This is a genomic window from Streptomyces misionensis, assembly GCF_900104815.1.
Taxonomy (GTDB): domain Bacteria; phylum Actinomycetota; class Actinomycetes; order Streptomycetales; family Streptomycetaceae; genus Streptomyces; species Streptomyces misionensis.
Genome location: NZ_FNTD01000004.1, coordinates 7,024,303 through 7,039,394, shown reverse-complemented (window position 1 = coordinate 7,039,394; position 15,092 = coordinate 7,024,303). Strand labels below are relative to the sequence as shown.

At 69.6% G+C, this 15,092-nt stretch carries 9 protein-coding genes; 3 read left to right on the top strand and 6 right to left on the bottom strand.

Annotation, left to right across the window (positions count from 1 at the left end):
- Window positions 1–53 precede the first annotated feature (53 nt).
- The 4 genes from BLW85_RS33330 to BLW85_RS33315 all read right to left on the bottom strand — a co-directional run bounded on the left by BLW85_RS33330 (window position 54) and on the right by BLW85_RS33315 (window position 5,765).
- On the bottom strand, window positions 54–1,661 hold the full coding sequence (locus BLW85_RS33330) for an ABC transporter family substrate-binding protein (protein ID WP_244174956.1): 1,608 nt from the start codon (window positions 1,659–1,661) through the stop codon (window positions 54–56).
- A gap of 87 nt (window positions 1,662–1,748) precedes the next feature.
- Window positions 1,749–3,833: a dipeptide ABC transporter ATP-binding protein gene (locus BLW85_RS33325; protein WP_074994863.1), complete on the bottom strand. Its 2,085-nt coding sequence runs from the start codon at window positions 3,831–3,833 to the stop codon at window positions 1,749–1,751.
- On the bottom strand, window positions 3,830–4,780 hold the full coding sequence (locus tag BLW85_RS33320; protein ID WP_208624932.1) for an ABC transporter permease: 951 nt from the start codon (window positions 4,778–4,780) through the stop codon (window positions 3,830–3,832). Before BLW85_RS33320 ends, BLW85_RS33325 begins: the two co-directional genes overlap by 4 nt.
- Before the next feature lies 1 nt (window position 4,781).
- Complete coding sequence (locus BLW85_RS33315; protein ID WP_074994861.1) at window positions 4,782–5,765, bottom strand: ABC transporter permease; 984 nt, start codon at window positions 5,763–5,765, stop codon at window positions 4,782–4,784.
- A 476-nt stretch (window positions 5,766–6,241) separates the two neighbouring features.
- Here BLW85_RS33315 and BLW85_RS38945 point away from each other — a divergent pair, with 476 nt between their 5' ends.
- From BLW85_RS38945 to BLW85_RS33300, 3 genes are read left to right on the top strand one after another with little or no spacing between them, the layout of a single operon-like run.
- Complete coding sequence (locus BLW85_RS38945; RefSeq protein ID WP_143060485.1) at window positions 6,242–7,126, top strand: site-specific DNA-methyltransferase; 885 nt, start codon at window positions 6,242–6,244, stop codon at window positions 7,124–7,126.
- A complete protein-coding gene (locus tag BLW85_RS33305) occupies window positions 7,123–8,280 on the top strand; it encodes an aminotransferase class I/II-fold pyridoxal phosphate-dependent enzyme (RefSeq protein WP_070026076.1) in 1,158 nt (385 codons plus the stop codon). The genes BLW85_RS38945 and BLW85_RS33305 overlap by 4 nt, the downstream gene beginning before the upstream one ends.
- Window positions 8,277–9,320, top strand: coding sequence for an NAD(P)-dependent oxidoreductase (locus BLW85_RS33300; RefSeq protein ID WP_074994856.1), 1,044 nt, complete (start codon window positions 8,277–8,279; stop codon window positions 9,318–9,320). Before BLW85_RS33305 ends, BLW85_RS33300 begins: the two co-directional genes overlap by 4 nt.
- A gap of 17 nt (window positions 9,321–9,337) precedes the next feature.
- Here BLW85_RS33300 and BLW85_RS33295 read toward each other — a convergent pair whose 3' ends face one another.
- On the bottom strand, window positions 9,338–13,132 hold the full coding sequence (locus BLW85_RS33295) for a P-loop NTPase fold protein (protein ID WP_074994853.1): 3,795 nt from the start codon (window positions 13,130–13,132) through the stop codon (window positions 9,338–9,340).
- A gap of 234 nt (window positions 13,133–13,366) precedes the next feature.
- On the bottom strand, window positions 13,367–14,833 hold the full coding sequence (locus BLW85_RS33290; RefSeq protein ID WP_074994850.1) for an extracellular catalytic domain type 1 short-chain-length polyhydroxyalkanoate depolymerase: 1,467 nt from the start codon (window positions 14,831–14,833) through the stop codon (window positions 13,367–13,369).
- Between the last annotated feature and the right edge of the window lie 259 nt (window positions 14,834–15,092).

Below are 15,092 nucleotides of genomic sequence, written 5' to 3'. Positions count from 1 at the left end.
CTCCGGGAGCGGGTTGTAGAAGATGGTCGCGCCGACGTTGGCGAGGCCCTTCTTCACCCCGTAGGTCGAGGGCCGCTGAACAGCGGGAGGAAGGCGTACTCCCGGAGCGCCTTCCGCTCGACCTCGTTGGCCGCGGCGGCCTGCTTGCCGAGGTCGGCGATCTCGCCGGTGGCGCGGATCTCCCGGTCCAGCGCGGGCGAGCCCGCACCGGTGATGTTGGAGTCGCGGTCGGAGCAGTAGAAGTCGCACAGGTAGCGGGCGCCGAACGGGTCCATCGAGCGGTTGCCCGACAGGAACAGGTCGAACTTGCGGTCGCTGAGGATCTTGGAGAAGTCCGCCTCGTCGGCCTTTCTGACGTCGAGGTGGATGCCCACCGGCTTCAGCATCGCCGCGAGGGCGCCGGCGGTCGCCTTGTCCAGCGGGTCGTCGCCGAGGAGCGTGTAGCCGACTTCGAGCTTCTTGCCGTTCTTGACGCGTACGCCGTCGCTCCCGGGCTTCCAGCCCGCCGCGTCCAGTTCCTTCCCGGCCTCCTGCGGCGCGTACTTCAGCACGGCGGAGACGTTGTCCTGGTAGCCCTTCTGGAAGCTGTAGAGGATGGCGGAACCGGGCAGCGGCTCCTTGTAGTCCAGGCCCTGGAACCGGATCTTCGCGATCTGCGTGCGGTCGACGCTCTCCTCGATGGCCTTGCGCACGGCCTTGTCGGCGATGACGGAGGACTTGGTGTTGAAGTAGAGCGAGTACTCGAAGGGGCTTCCGCCGCTGCGGATCTCCGTGCCCTGAAGTCCCTTGATCTGGTTCAGGCTTTCGGCGTCGGTCGCGGAGACGTAGTCGATCTGCCCGTTCTTGAAGGCGTTGATCGCGGCGGTCGATTCCAGGTTGACGTAGACCCGCTTGTCGAGCTTGCCCTTGCGGCCCCACCACTTCGGGTTGCGGACGAACGTGATGTCGCCGGAGTGGGTGTCCCACTTGCCGACGGTGTACGGCCCCGCGCCCCACTCGGGGTGGGCCTTCTTGACGTAGGCGTCGTTGAAGTTCGCGACCGTCGCGGCCTTGGGGTGCAGGAAGGTGGTGAACAGGCTCGACCAGGACGGGTTCACTCCGCGGAAGGTGATCACGGCCTGCTTGGCGTTCTCGCCCTTCGTCACCGAGGTGATCTGGTCGTAGCCGTCCGTCGAGGAGGCGGCGTACGCCTTGTCGGAACCGTTGTTGGCCTTCCAGGTGGCCCTGATCGCGGTCCAGTCGATGGGTGTGCCGTCGTTGAAGACGGCCTTGGGGTTGATGGTCAGCGTGACCCTCTGGTTCCCGCCCACCACGGCGACCTTGACGTCGCTGAAGTAGTCCGGGTTGTACTGCACGTCGCCGGTCGGCGAGTAGGTGATCGCGTCGGCGTTGTACCAGGCCCAGACGCGGGACGCGGTCAGCGTGGAGTTGACGTTGAACGGGTTGCCCTGGTCGTCGAAGGTCCCGACCGTGGTGTAGGTGCCCCCGTCCTTGACCCGGTCGTAGGGCGTGGGGTTGTAGTCGGCGGCGGACGGCGCGGCCGCGGGGGCGTTCTTCGCGTCCGACCGCGCGGAGTCCTTCCCCGAGGAGGACTGGCACGCGGTGGCGGCGACGGAGATGGCGGCGATCAGGGCGACGGGCAGGGCCAGTCTCGTGCGCATGGCGGGGGGTTCCTTAGAGGTCGGTGAGGGACAACGTCGCCGGGCCGGGGTCCGGGGCCGTGGCGGGCGTACCGGCGGCCGGGGCGGTCAGACGCCGTGGCAGGCGTACTGGTGGCCGGGGTGTCCGGCCGCGGGGGTCGGCACGGGTGGCTGGGTGCGGCAGCGGTGGCGCAGTTCGTCGTCGGCAGCGCGGTACAGCGGGCAGCGGTCGGCGAAGACACAACCGGCGGGCAGCCGCGTGGCGTTCGGTTGTTCCCCCTCCAGCACGACGCGTTCACGGGTGCGTTCGCGCTCCGGGTCGGGTATCGGGATCGCCGACAGCAGTGCACGGGTGTAGGGGTGCCTGGGGTCGGAGAAGATCGCCTCGGTGTCCCCGGTCTCGACGATGTGCCCCAGGTACATCACCGCGATGCGGTCGGAGATGTACCGGATCACGGCCAGGTCGTGGGCCACCACGAGGTAGGCGAGCCCGAGTTCCCGCTTGAGCCGGGCCAGCAGGTTGATCACCCCGGCCTGCACCGACACGTCCAGGGCGGAGAGCGGCTCGTCCAGCGCGAGCAGCCTGGGCTCCGTCGCCAACGCACGTGCGATGCCGACCCGTTGGCGCTGGCCGCCGGAGAGCTGGGCCGGGAAGCGGTCGCCGACCGAGTCGTCCAGCCCTACCAGGGCCAGCAGTTCGCGGACCCGGGCGCGGATCGACTCGCGGTCGCGTCCGGCCGCCCGCAGGGGTTCGGCCAGCGAGTGGAAGACGGGCATCCGGGGGTCCAGCGCCCCCAACGGGTCCTGCATGACGATCTGTACGTCCTGCCGCAGCTCCCGGGCGCGCGGGCCGGACGCGACCGTGCCGACGTCGGTGCCGGAGATCTCGATCCGGCCGCCCTCGGGCCGGCGCAGCCGCAGGATCTCCAGCAGGGTCGTCGTCTTGCCGCTGCCGGACTCCCCCACCAGACCGAGCGTCTCCCCGGCGCGCAGTTCGAAGCCGACCCGGTTGACGGCGTGCAGCGTACCAATCCGGCGCTTGAGGAGGGCTCCCTTGGTCACCGGGAACGTCTTCACGAGGTCCTCGACGCGGAGCACCACCTCGCCGGCCTCGGCCCGCCCCGAGGGTGCCGGCTGCTCGGCGGGCGCGGCATCGCCCGTCGGGTCCAGCGATCCGTCGGCGATCTCGGCTGCGCGCAGGCAGGCCACGTCCCCGTGTCCGGTGACGTGGCGCAACTCCGGTTCGCCGGAGCGGCACGCGTCGAGGGCGACGGCGCAGCGGGGCGCGAAGGGGCACCCGTCCGGGAGGCCCACCAGGGCGGGCGGCTCCCCGCCGATCGGGACCAGCGGTCGGCGGACGCCGCTGTCCACGGTCGGCACGGCGGCCAGCAGCCGCGCGGTGTACGGCATCGTCGGGCGGCGGAAGAGTTCGACGGCGCCCGCCCGTTCCACGAACCGGCCCGCGTACATGACGGCGACGTCGTCCGCGTGGCCCGCGACGAGCCCGAGGTCGTGCGTGATCAGCAGGAGGGCGGCGCCGGTCTCCCGCTGCGCCAGCCGCAGCACGTCCAGGATCTGGGCCTGCACGGTGACGTCGAGCGCGGTGGTGGGTTCGTCGGCGACGAGCACGGACGGCCGGTTGGCGATGGCCATGGCGATGACCACCCGCTGGCGCATCCCGCCGGAGAACTCGTGCGGGAAGGATGCGGCCCGGCCGCGCGGGTCGGGGATGCCGACGAGGTCGAGCAGTTGCACGGCCTGCTCCCAGGCCGCCCGCTTGGTGAGGTCCTGGTGGACCCGCAGGGCGTCGGCAAGCTGTCTGCCCACGGAGAAGATCGGGGTGAGGGCGGACAGGGGGTCCTGGAAGACCATGCCGATGGAGTTGCCGCGGATCTTCGACAGCGCCCGGTCGTCGAGGCCGATGAGGTCCTCGCCGTCGAGCAGCACCTGGCCGCGCACGTCGGCGGTCGGGGGCAGCAGGCCCATGATGCCCATCGCGGTGGCCGACTTGCCCGAGCCGGACTCGCCGACGACGCAGAGGGTACGGCCGGGCAGCAGGTCGAAGCCGACGCCGCGCACCGCCTCGACGGTGCCCGCCTCGGAGGGGAAGGAGATCCGCAGGTCCCGCACGGAGAGGACGGGGTCCGTGCCGGTGGACGGCGCCGGGGCGGGCAGCGGGGTCGCGAGGGTCATCGTCGGCCTCCTGCCGAGCCGGTCACCGACGTGGGGTCGAGGGCGTCGCGCAGGCCGTCGCCGATGAAGGTCATCGACACGGTGAGCAGCACGACCAGCCCCGCGGGGAAGGCGAAGAGCCAGGGGGCGCTGGTGATGGTGCCCGCGCCGTCCGCGAGCATGGTGCCGAGGGAGACGTCCGGGGTCTGGACGCCGAACCCCAGGAAGGACAGGGCGGTTTCGCTGAGCACGGTCGCGACGACGCCGAGGGTCAGGTTGACGATCAGCAGGGAGCCGAGGTTGGGGATGATGTGGCGCAGGGTGATGCGCAGCGGGCCGACGCCCATGAACTCGGCCGCCCGCACGTAGTCCCGTTCGCGCAGTGAGGTCGACACCGACCAGATCACCCGGGCCGTGGACATCCAGCCGAACACGGTCAGCACGACGATCAGCACGCGCCAGTCGCCGGCCAGCCGGTGGGAGACCAGGGCGAGGATGAGGAACGAGGGGACGACCAGGAGGAAGTGGATGACGGCGAGGGTCATCCGCTCGACCCGGCCCCCGAAGTACGCGGCGCCGGAGCCGATGATCGCGGCCAGCACGATCGTCAGCACGGACACGCTCACGGCGATCACCAGGGAGCGCTGGAGCCCGTGCACGGCGCAGGCGTAGATGTCGTTGCCCCCCTGGTTGGTGCCGAACCAGTGGAGGCCGCTCGGCGGCTGGGTGAGCGCGGTGAAGTCGGCGTCGGTGTACGCGTAGGAGGTGAACCGGCCGCCGAACGCTCCGAAGAGCACCAGCAGTAGGAAGATCACCACTCCGACGACGGCGAGGCGGTTGCGCAGGAAGCGCCGCAGATAGAGCCGGCCGAGGCCGAGGTGCGCGCGCTGGGGCGGGGTGGTTGCCGCTTCGGGGGCCTGCTCCCCGGCGGGGCGGGGGGAGGGGGTGGTCGTGGCGTCGGCGGTCACGTCAGCTCACCCGCACCCTCGGGTCGAGGAAGACGGTGGCGATGTCCGCGAGGATCGCGCCGATCGCGGTGAGTGCCGCGGCGAAGGCGGCCGTCGCGACGACGCCGTGCACGTCGTTCTTGCTGATGGTCTGGACGAAGTAGCGGCCCATGCCGTTCCAGCCGAAGATCGTCTCCGTGATGACGGCGCCGGTGAAGACGGCCGGGACGCTGAACGCCACGGAAGCCGCCGTGGGGATGAGCGCGGCCCTCAGGGCGTGCCTGCGGATGGCCTGGCCCCGGGTGAGCCCGGTGGCGCGGGCGGTGCGCACGAAGTCGGCGTGGAGCGTGTCGAGCAGCAGTGAACGCTGCGTCAGGTGGTAGCCGACGTAGCCCATCAGTGTGAGCGCCACGGTCGGCAGCGCCAGGTGCCGCAGCCGGTCCCCGATCGTGGGGAGCAGCCCTTCGACGCCGGGTGAGTTCTCCCCGGCGACGTAGAAGAAGTGCATCCCGGTGTGCTGGTTCAGCCAGATGGCGGTGAAGACCACGGCGAGGGCGGCGACGGAGGCGGGGATGTTGAACACCACGATGGACACGGCCTGGGCCACCCGGTCGGCCCAGCCGTACTGCCGTGCGGCGGTGTAGACGCCGAGCGCGACGCCGATCACGACGGACAGCACGGTCGCGATGACGACCAACTCGGCGCTGACCAGGGCCCGGTAGCCCACCTCGCCGTTGACGGAGACGCCGGTCGGGGACTTCCCCCAGTCGAAGCGCAGGATCACCGAGGTCAGCCAGTCCCACCAGCGGTGCACCAGCGGCACCCGGGGGTCCAGGTTGTACGGCGCGAGGGCCCGGTCGATCTGCGCCTCGCTGCGGACGGGCCGCAGCTCCTTGAAGTTCGACCGCGGGTCCAGGAACCAACTCGCCAGGAAATAGGTGGCGTTCGTCGCGACGACGATCATCAGGAGCCAGCCGGCCGCCTTGCGTGTCACATAGCGCACCACGCGCGGCACCTCCTCCCCACACACGTGACGTGCGCCTCGGGAGCACCGGGGAGACAGGTGGGATGCATGCGCGGTGAAGCTTTCTGGGGGTACGGAAGGTGACATGGGGATGTACACGTCAACCTGGTCCGCACCTCGCCGGAACACCAGGTTCTGCCCGGCGCCGCCATGAGGTCGACATGTTGCCGTAGCACACGGCCTGGAAAACGGCGCAATTCGGATGATCTTGAGGGGGGCGGCGTTACGAGCCCCACCCATTGACCAGGTTCCGTATCGGCGTGATCGCGCACTGCCGGCCCGGCACGCCATAAGCGCCCAGGGGGCCTGTCGCCATGTGACCGCTGCCGAGCCGGGCAACCTGGGACGCCAACGCGCCACCGTGTTCGGCTAGAACGCGCTCTTATGCGGCAGGCTCGCAGGGTAGTCCTCTCCGGTGGTACTTCGGATTGCCGGGCTCACGAGGGGGCGATGGAGCTGTGACGTCGGTACTGAAGGAGTACCGTCCGCCGGGGAATCTGACGGAGTACCTCCCCGATCCATGTGAACCGATCGACCGGTGGTTTCAGGCCAGAAACGCATCAAATGTTCGCACGACCGTCCGCATAGTTCGGGATCTCTGCCCGGACGCCGACCTGTTCGTGGATCCCCTCGCCGGCGGCGGAAGTTCGGCTTGCGCGGCACGCCTGCTCGGCTTGCCCTTCTTCGGTATCGAGCTGGATCCCCTGCTGGCCTGTGTGTGTCTCGCCAAGTCGGTGGCCGGTCCCGAAGACGCAAGCACCTTGCCCTCTCGGGTGGATCCCGACCAACCAGTGGCCTCGTGTCTTTCAGTGGCCCGTCGTCTGAGTGCAAGCACCGAACGTCCTGTCTCCGACGGTGAGATGCTGGCCGATCTGGAGGGCGGCCCGAACGCGTCTGCCGGGTCGCACGTCCTCTGGGGCGACGCGACCCAGGCGGCGGTGTGGGACGAACTCCATGAGGAAACACGGCGAGCCGTGCTCTACACCTCTCCACCGTTCGGCTTCTCCTCACCACGGCCCGAGCCTCATGCATGGCTTCGGACGGAGGCCGAACTTGCCCTGACAGCGGCGAAGGCTGCTCGGTCCGGCACCGGACCCGGCACTTTCCCCTCGTACGACCAGATCGCATCCGCCGTCGTCTTCCGCGCGGCACAGAGGTTTCGGCGGCTCACCGTGATCCTTGAGCACGAACCGGCCGACGACGGCTCCGATTCCCGTGTGCCCACGATCCGTCGCCTGACCGAGTCGCTGGGCAGCCGCATACGGGACGTCCGAGTCCTGGAGTGCGGCGTTTATTCGCCACGTGGTTTGTTCTCCCTGATCGTCTTCGAGGTGACTCAGTGAAAGCAGACTCATCCACTTACTCACTCACCGAACACGAGTGGCCCGCGCTCGCCGCCGACACCATCAACCTGGCCGACGCGCACGCCCGCCACGCCCTGTCCCCCAGCTCCGTCCGGCGTATATCCGAGGTGACGCAGGATCTTTTGGCCGATGTCGGGCCCGACTATTTCGAGGCGGAAACGTGGTTCCGCCAGGCTCTTGCACGGCACACCGGCCAGCGCTATCCGGTTCACTCCTCCTACCTGACGTACTCCGCTTCGATCGCCCTGGATGTGATCGCCAAGTACCTGCGGACAGTGCACGGGCCGATCGGCATGATCACGCCGACTTTCGACAGCGTGCCGGCCCTCTTCGCCAGGAGCGGCCTGCAGATGGTGCCCGTACCGGAGAGTCGCATCCTGCCGAGTTGTGACACCGGCTTCCTCGACTCACTGGGCCTCGGCGCGCTTGTCGTCGTGGCGCCGAACAATCCGACCGGCGCAGTACTCGCGCCCGGCCAGGCACTGGCACTTGTCGAGTGGGCGGCGAGAAACCGAACGCTCCTCGTTCTTGACGCCTCGTTCCGAATGTTCGATCCGGGACTGAAGCTGGACATCGTTGAATTGGCGAACGGCATCGGAGCCGACGTCATGACCGTCGACGACACCGGCAAGACGATTCCCCTGCACGACACCAAGGTCGGAGTACTCACGGCCACCCGTACCCTTGCCCCCGACCTCGGCTCCATTTGCACCGATGTACTCCTCAACGTCTCGGAACTCAATATCAGGATGCTCGCGGCACTGCTGGAAGACGACGGACAGCACGGAGAGGCCGCCCGCGCGCGAGCTGTCGCCGCCACCAATCAAAGAAGCCTGGAACAGCGCTTCGGTCTCACGCTCGATCCCACGGATGAGCGAACGTTCCAACGGACCGTGGCATGGTTGCACTTGGGTCGGCGCCGGGACGCTGTCGTCGATGCCTGCCGAACGCGGTCCGTGACCGTACTGCCCGGCGACCGCTTCTACTGGGACCGTGACCGGGGCGACACAGGCAATCCGGGATCGCAGTGGATACGCGTGCCGCTCCTGCGCGACGAGGACTTGTTCGGCCTGGGCCTGGACGCCCTGGACAGCGCCTGGCGCTCCGTGGACGCCCTCGGGGAGACGGTGTGATCGCCGACGGCAGAATCGTGCTGGTGACCGGCACCTCGCTGGTCGTACCGTCGGCGCTCCAGGAGGTCGAAGCCCGCGGGTACACCCTGCGCAGGCTCGAGAAGGACGAGATCACAGGAGCCGAGCTGCGCCGGGCGCTGCTGGGTGCATCGGGATACATCATCGGCGGTTACGAGGAACCGGAGGCCGAACACTTCGAGGAAGCCGCTCTCCTGGAGGCGGTTGCCTTCGTGGGATCCGACTACCGCGGCTTTGTGCCGGGTTGGCGGCGTGCCATGGAACTGGGTATCGCCTTCTCCGCGACGCCAGGCGCCAACGCCGACTCAGTGGCCGAGTTCACGCTCCTGCTGATGCTGGCCATGGCGCGACCGATTCTCGGATCGGTCGCACGTTCAGGAGCCGACGGGCTCACTACGCCCGACACGATGGGACCCGCGGCGCTGGAACTGCGTGGCCTCACCCTTGGTGTCATCGGCCCGGGCCGTATCGGCACACGCGTGGCCACGATCGCCTCGGCCGGACTTGGCATGCGTGTCGTCTACGCCGGCCCACACCGCAAGCCGAAGTTCGAGTCCGCCACTTCGGCGCGCTACCTCGAAAAGGCGGAGCTGTTGGCGCTATCGGACGTAGTGAGCCTGCACCGCCCCGGCCCCGCGCGCGGAGAGCGGCCCGAGATCGGTCAGAACGAACTGGAGCAGATGAAGGACGGCGCGCTGCTGATCAACAGCGGACACCCGGATCTCATCGATCCGACCGCCCTGTATCAGGCACTCTCGAAGGGCCGGATACGGGCGGCCAGCGACGGATTGCGCCGCTCGCCCGCCTGGCAGAGCCTGGTGTCCTTGGGTTCCGAGCGTTTTCTCTGCCTGCCGCAGACGGGCTTTCACACCACGGCGGCGGACCTGCGTGCCTCGTCGCTCGCCGTGCAGACGGTCTGCGACGTCCTGGCGGGCGCGGACGCGGAGTGCAAGCTCATCGAGAACCCGTCCTACCGCGAGGTCAGGCAGACGATCGGCCGAGTGATCACACGCCGCGCTTGAGCTCTGCGTGGAAGCGTTCACAGAACCCGGCTCGCCAGTCTCGCGATCGCCGTTCCGTCCTGGGTACGCAGCAGTTGTCTGAGCCCTCGGACCGCAGGCTCAAGGGGAGGCTGGTCGAGGCCCAGCAGTTCCAGCCCCGCTGTCCACGCCGCGTCGTCCTCGGCGGCCGCCGCGAGCACGCCCAACCCCCGGCCACCGTCCACCCGCCGGTGCAGCCGACGCTGCAGCGCGGGCCACCGCACGACGATCTCGGCCACGTACACCAGAAGACAGGCGCGTTCCACCGCCGCCTCGGACCGGGCCAGCGGCTCGTCCACCATCAGTGCTCGCTCATACAGCTGCCAGACATTCAGCATCCTCTTGGCCTCACGGATCGACGGCTCCTCCAGCGCGGCAATCCGTTCCTTGAGGAGTTGCTGGATCCTGGGGTGCTGTTCAAGGGTGCGTACGGCGAGTACTGCGGTGGGAGCGGGCCTGCGCGTGCTTCCCGCGACGGAGCCGCCCGCGGTTCCCGTGTCCGGCGCTGCAGCGGGCGCGCTTGGCTCACCCGGCAAGGCGCGTGCGGGGCTCCGCCGAGAGGGAACGCTCACCGACGCGGATGTCTGCTGAGCGGACGGCAGACGGGTCACGGTTTCGACGAAGCCGGCTACTCCCTGGTCCGAGACCTGAGGCAGCACGACGGGCAGTTGTACAAGCTTGCGCAGGAAAGCCCAGCCCGGGCTCGGGTCCTGTGCGTAGACACCCGGGTCCGTTCCGGTCGCGCCGGTGTAGGCGTCCAGGTGGCCGGCGACCACCGAAGGGTCGAGGCCGATGACGAAACGAGCTCGTAGGCCGTGCCCGGTGGCGATGCCGTTCAGGAAGAGATTGACGGCTTCGAACACTTCGGCGGCGGTATCGCTGCGACAACGGTCCAGGTCGTCGATGAACACCACGAGTTCGTTGCCCGTGTCAGCCAGATCCCCGAGCAACTGCCCGATGTCGTGCTGCAGCAGGTACAGCGACCCGGCCGACGCGCGTAAAAGCGGGTCCGCACCCTGCTCCAGACCGTCCTGAACGCCGGGTTCCCCGCCTTCGTGTACCGGCAGGCGCAGCATCGTACCGGGGATGAAGCGGGATACGCGAGAGAAGCCGTACCGGACCAGGGAATGGATCAGGGCCACGAGCAGGAACACGACGGCGACGACGAACGAGACGTCGACTGCCGTCCAACCGGCACCGAGAACTTCCAAGGACCTGTCCAATGCGGCAAGGCCGAGGAGGAAAGGCAGCAGTACGGTGACCATGCCGATGCCCAGCAGTGGCGAGACGGTGCGGCGGAGCAGTAGCCGCCGCAGCGCAAATCGGTCGACACGCTCCAGATTGCGGGTGAACCAGTAGCGTTCGCGTTCGCTCTCGCTGGGGTACAGCACGGGCGCCACGGCCTCGATGATCTCCCCCGCCAGCCCCGCCCAGACCTGTTGTCCGGACTGGTAGAACCAAGGGTTGAACCAGGCCGTGACGATGCCGCCTCGATCGGGGCCGGCTTGTGGTGCGGACTGACGACGACCGTATCTGCCGATCTCCCGTACGGCCTCACGCACGGTCATGGGGCGCTCGCGGGGCTGGTGCGGGCTGGAGCGGGTCGGGCTCGGTGCCAGATCGCGCACCAGCGTCATCAGGGTGCTTTTCCCGCTGCCCCAGGGTCCCTCGACACTGATCACACTCGGGCCGCCCTCGCCCTTCGACGGGTCGATGGGCCGGAATGCCTGGTGTGCCAGGGCACGGGCGAGAGCGCTGCGGCCGAGCAGGTCCGTTCGGGCCGGGGCGTCCGACATGCCCCACAACGTGACCGGCCCGGTTTCGATCGTCCGGACCGCCTCGCCCGTCTGCGGGTTCCACAGCCGTACGGTGCCGTCATACCCGGCCGACGCGATCCGCGGGTCGCCCGAAGGTGTGGTCCAGCTCGTCAAGGCCCAAACGCCCGATGTGTGACCCACCAGAGGGTCGCCTGCCGAGTCCTGTGCAAGCGGGTCCCACAGCCGGACGGTGTCGTCGTCGCTGCCTGAGGCCAGGCGGATTGCGCCGTCGGTGTCCTGCCAGTTTGTCAGCGCCCCGATACGTGCGGTGTGCCCTGTGAGCGGGCTGCCCACCGCGGCCCCCGTCTCCGGATCCCAGGTTCGGACAACGGCGTCGAAACCAGCCGAGGCGAGTGCGGGCATGCCTTGTTCAGTGGTCCATACGGCCAGTGCCCGCGCCCATGCCGTATGGCCGGCCATCTCCGCACCCACCGCAGTGCCGGTCTCCGGGTCCCAGACCCGTATGTGGCCGTCGTCCCCGGCCGAAGCAAGTCGTCGCGATCCGTCGGCATTCGTCCACGCCGCCAGAGCCAGTACCCATGGCGAGCCGGAGGCCCATTCCCGGACCAGTGCTCCTGTCTCCGGATCCCACACGCGGACGACTCCGTCGGTTCCGCCCGAGGCCAGGCGCCATTCATGGTTGGTGCCCGGCCACGAGGCGAGGGCCGGTAACCAGGCCGCCTGTCCCGGCAGCGGTTCGTGCAGCGCGTCTCCCGTGTCGGGATCCCAGATCCGGACGGTGCCGTCGTCGCCTGCCGAGGCGAGCCGGGCTCGTCCGTCCGCGCTCGTCCAACTCGTGAGTGCCCAGATTCCGGCCGTGTGCCCTGTCAGAGGCGGTCCGGCAGGTGTTCCCGACTCGGGATCCCAAAGACGGATGACCGCGTCGTCGCCGGCCGAGGCCAGTCGTACGGATCCATCCGCGCTCCTCCAACTGGTCAGCGCCCACTGACCGGCGACGTGGCCGATCAACGGCTCCATCACGTCGAGACCCGTCCGGGGGTCCCAGAGCCGGATCGTCCCTCCGTCTCCGGCGGTGACCAGGCGGGAGTTGCCACTGTCGTCGGCCCATGCGGCGACCGCGGGCATCCAACCGAGATGGCCGGACGAGGGATCTCCCACGGCGGTGCCGGTCTCGGCATTCCAGATGCGAACCGTGCCGTCCGCGGCAGCAGATGCGAGCAGTGTTTCTCCGTCGTCGCCGGTCCACACGGTGAAGGAGCGCACGGCGGCCGTGTGTCCGGTCATGGGCCCGCAGACGGAGTGTCCCTCGGCGTCTCGGACCTGTACGGTGCCATCCACTCCGCCAATCGCGAGCCTGGCAGCACCATCCGGCCCCTGCCAGGCCTTGAGCGCGTAGATGCCGGACGCGCTTGCCTGCGGGATGAGACCCGTGGGGTCGCCGGTCAAGGCGTCCCAGAAGTGAACGTCCCCTCCGTCACCACCGGCCGCCAACCGCACGGAACCATCGGGCAGGACGAGCGCCGCCACGGCCCACAGACCACCCGAACTCGCGAACAGCGGCTCCCCCAGCGGGTCTCCGGTGCGGGCGTCCCAGAGCCGCACTGTGTGGTCCGCACTGGCCGAGGCGATCCGGACGGAGCCGTCCGGCTCGGTCCAGTTCGTCAACCCCATGACCCACTCGGTGTGTCCGGTCAGAGGACCCACGACTGCCGTTCCCCGGGCCGGGTCCCAGATCCACACCGTATGATCCTCGCCCGACGACGCGAGACGCTGCTCCCCGACGTCTTCCGTCCAGTGGGTCAGGGCGCCGACGCAGGCGGTGTGGCCGATCAGCGGGGACCCCAGCGGCGCGCCCGATCGCAGGTCCCAGACACGTACCGTGCGGTCCGCGCCCGCCGAGGCCAGACGCGGCGCGCCGTTCGCCTCGCGCCAGGTCACCAACGCCCCGACGCCGCCGGGCTGGGGATCGAGCCACGGGATGCCGTCCTCGGAGGGCGCGACAACGGGGACGGTCATACCCGCGTGCGTACCGAGGTGATCCGGTGGTTTCGCGAAGGAGCCGCGGCGTCCGTCGGGCCAGCCCGAACGATCCGGAACCCGGCTCTGTGCCTCATGGTCGTTGCCCCCATGGACCTGAACGCGGAACCCACTTCGCCCCCCTGAGCCGGACTCGCCCTCTGGTGACGGATGCCTACCCGGCGGGAACACGTTCATTCTCCGGGCTCGGCTCCGCTGTGTCCCCAGCGAGCGTCAGCAGCCCGAATCCGCGACGACGAAGTAGCCGGGGGACGTCTCCTTCAGTGTGTGGGTGACGGCGAGGGTGTAGAGGCCCATGGGGTCGTCGGAGCCGTTGGCGTAGGTGTAGCCGAGGCTCTGGTGGGCGCGTCCGGCCTGGACCTGGTGGTAGTTGTCGGCGGTGTAGCACTTGGGCGCGGCGCCCGTGGTCGTCGCCGTCACCGGTGCCGATGACGCGCCGGCGGCTCCGGAGGAGTCCACGGCGGCGACGGTGTAGGTGTAGGAGGTGCCGGCGGACAGACCGGTGTCGGTGTAGGAGGTGCCCGTCACGGAACCGGTCTTGGTGCCGTTGCGGTAGACGGCGTAGGAGGCGGCGCCGCTGACGGGGTGCCAGGACAACGAGGCTCCCGTGTCGGTCGTGCCGGTCACGGTGAGGCCGGACGGGGCGGGCAGGGAACCGGTGCCGCCCTGGCCGCCGCTGCCGTCCAGGCCCCAGAACAGCGCGGTGTGGTAGCTGGAGCAGATGTAGTTCAGGTAGTAGGACCCCGTGCTGCCGCACTGGTCGGCGCCCGAACCGGGGTTCACGGCGAGGCCGTGCGTCATGCCGGAGATCGAGAACAGGGCGACGGCGGGCTTGCCGGTGCTGTCGTCGTAGAGGCTCTCGGTGGTGCCGCCGGTCAGGCTCCGGGTGCTGGAGGCGGTCTGGCCGATGCCCCATACATCGGTCCACTGGTCGCGCAGTTCGGTGCCGTTGACCTGGTTGACGGTGGTGTCGGACGTCCCCTGCCAGATGGCGACCCGCGGCCACGGCCCCGGGTAACCCGGGTAGGAGTTGCGGACCTTGTCGCCCCACTGCTTCGGGGTGAGGTTCTGGCTGCCGGACTGGCAGCCGGAGGCCGCGGTCAGCGTGGTGGCGCACTGCGCCGGCAGACCGGAGTCGACGGAGCCGCCGGCGAACACGTCCGGGTAGTCGGCGAGCAGGTCCGCGGCCATGCCGCCGCCGGCGGACAGGCCGGTGACGAAGATGCGGCCGCGGTCCGAGCCGTACTGCGCCACGGCGGTGTCGACCATCTGCATCACCGAGGCCGCCTCGCCCTTGCCGCGGGTGTCCTTGGTCGAGTCGAACCAGTTGAAGCAGGACAGGCTGTTGTTGGCCGGGCTGGTCTGCGGGTAGACCACGGCGAAGCCCCACTGGTCGGCGAACTTCTGCCAGCCGGAGTGCGTGTGGTAGTCGCTCGCCGACTGGGTGCAGCCATGCAGGGCCACCACCAGCGGCGCGTGGGCGGGCAGGCCGGCCGGGGCGTACTCGTACATCGCCAGGTTGCCGGGGTTCGAACCGAAGTCGGTGACCTGTGTGAGGGTGCCGGCCGCCGCCGCGCTCGACGCGAGGGGGCCGGCGACGGTCAGGCCCGCCGCGCAGGCGGCCAGCGCGGCGGCGAGTGCGGTGCGCCGGATGAATCCACGCCAGGTGGAGTGAAGCATGCTGCGACTCCGATGAGTGGTGGGGGTGGGAGGGGAGCGCGGGCCCGGCGCGCCGCCCGGCGGTCCCACCCCGCCCGGCTCCGCCCCGCGCCCGCTGCGCCGGCCGTCGCGGCACCCGGCCGCGTGCGGCCCGCCGTCGTACCGGCTTGCTGGAAGCGGACCGTACGACCGGCCGGTCCGGCGCGACATGTGAGGGACAGCCAGGACCGCGCTGCCCGGCGTGGCTCGTCCCCCCATGGTGTCCGCGGTGGCGCTGTGC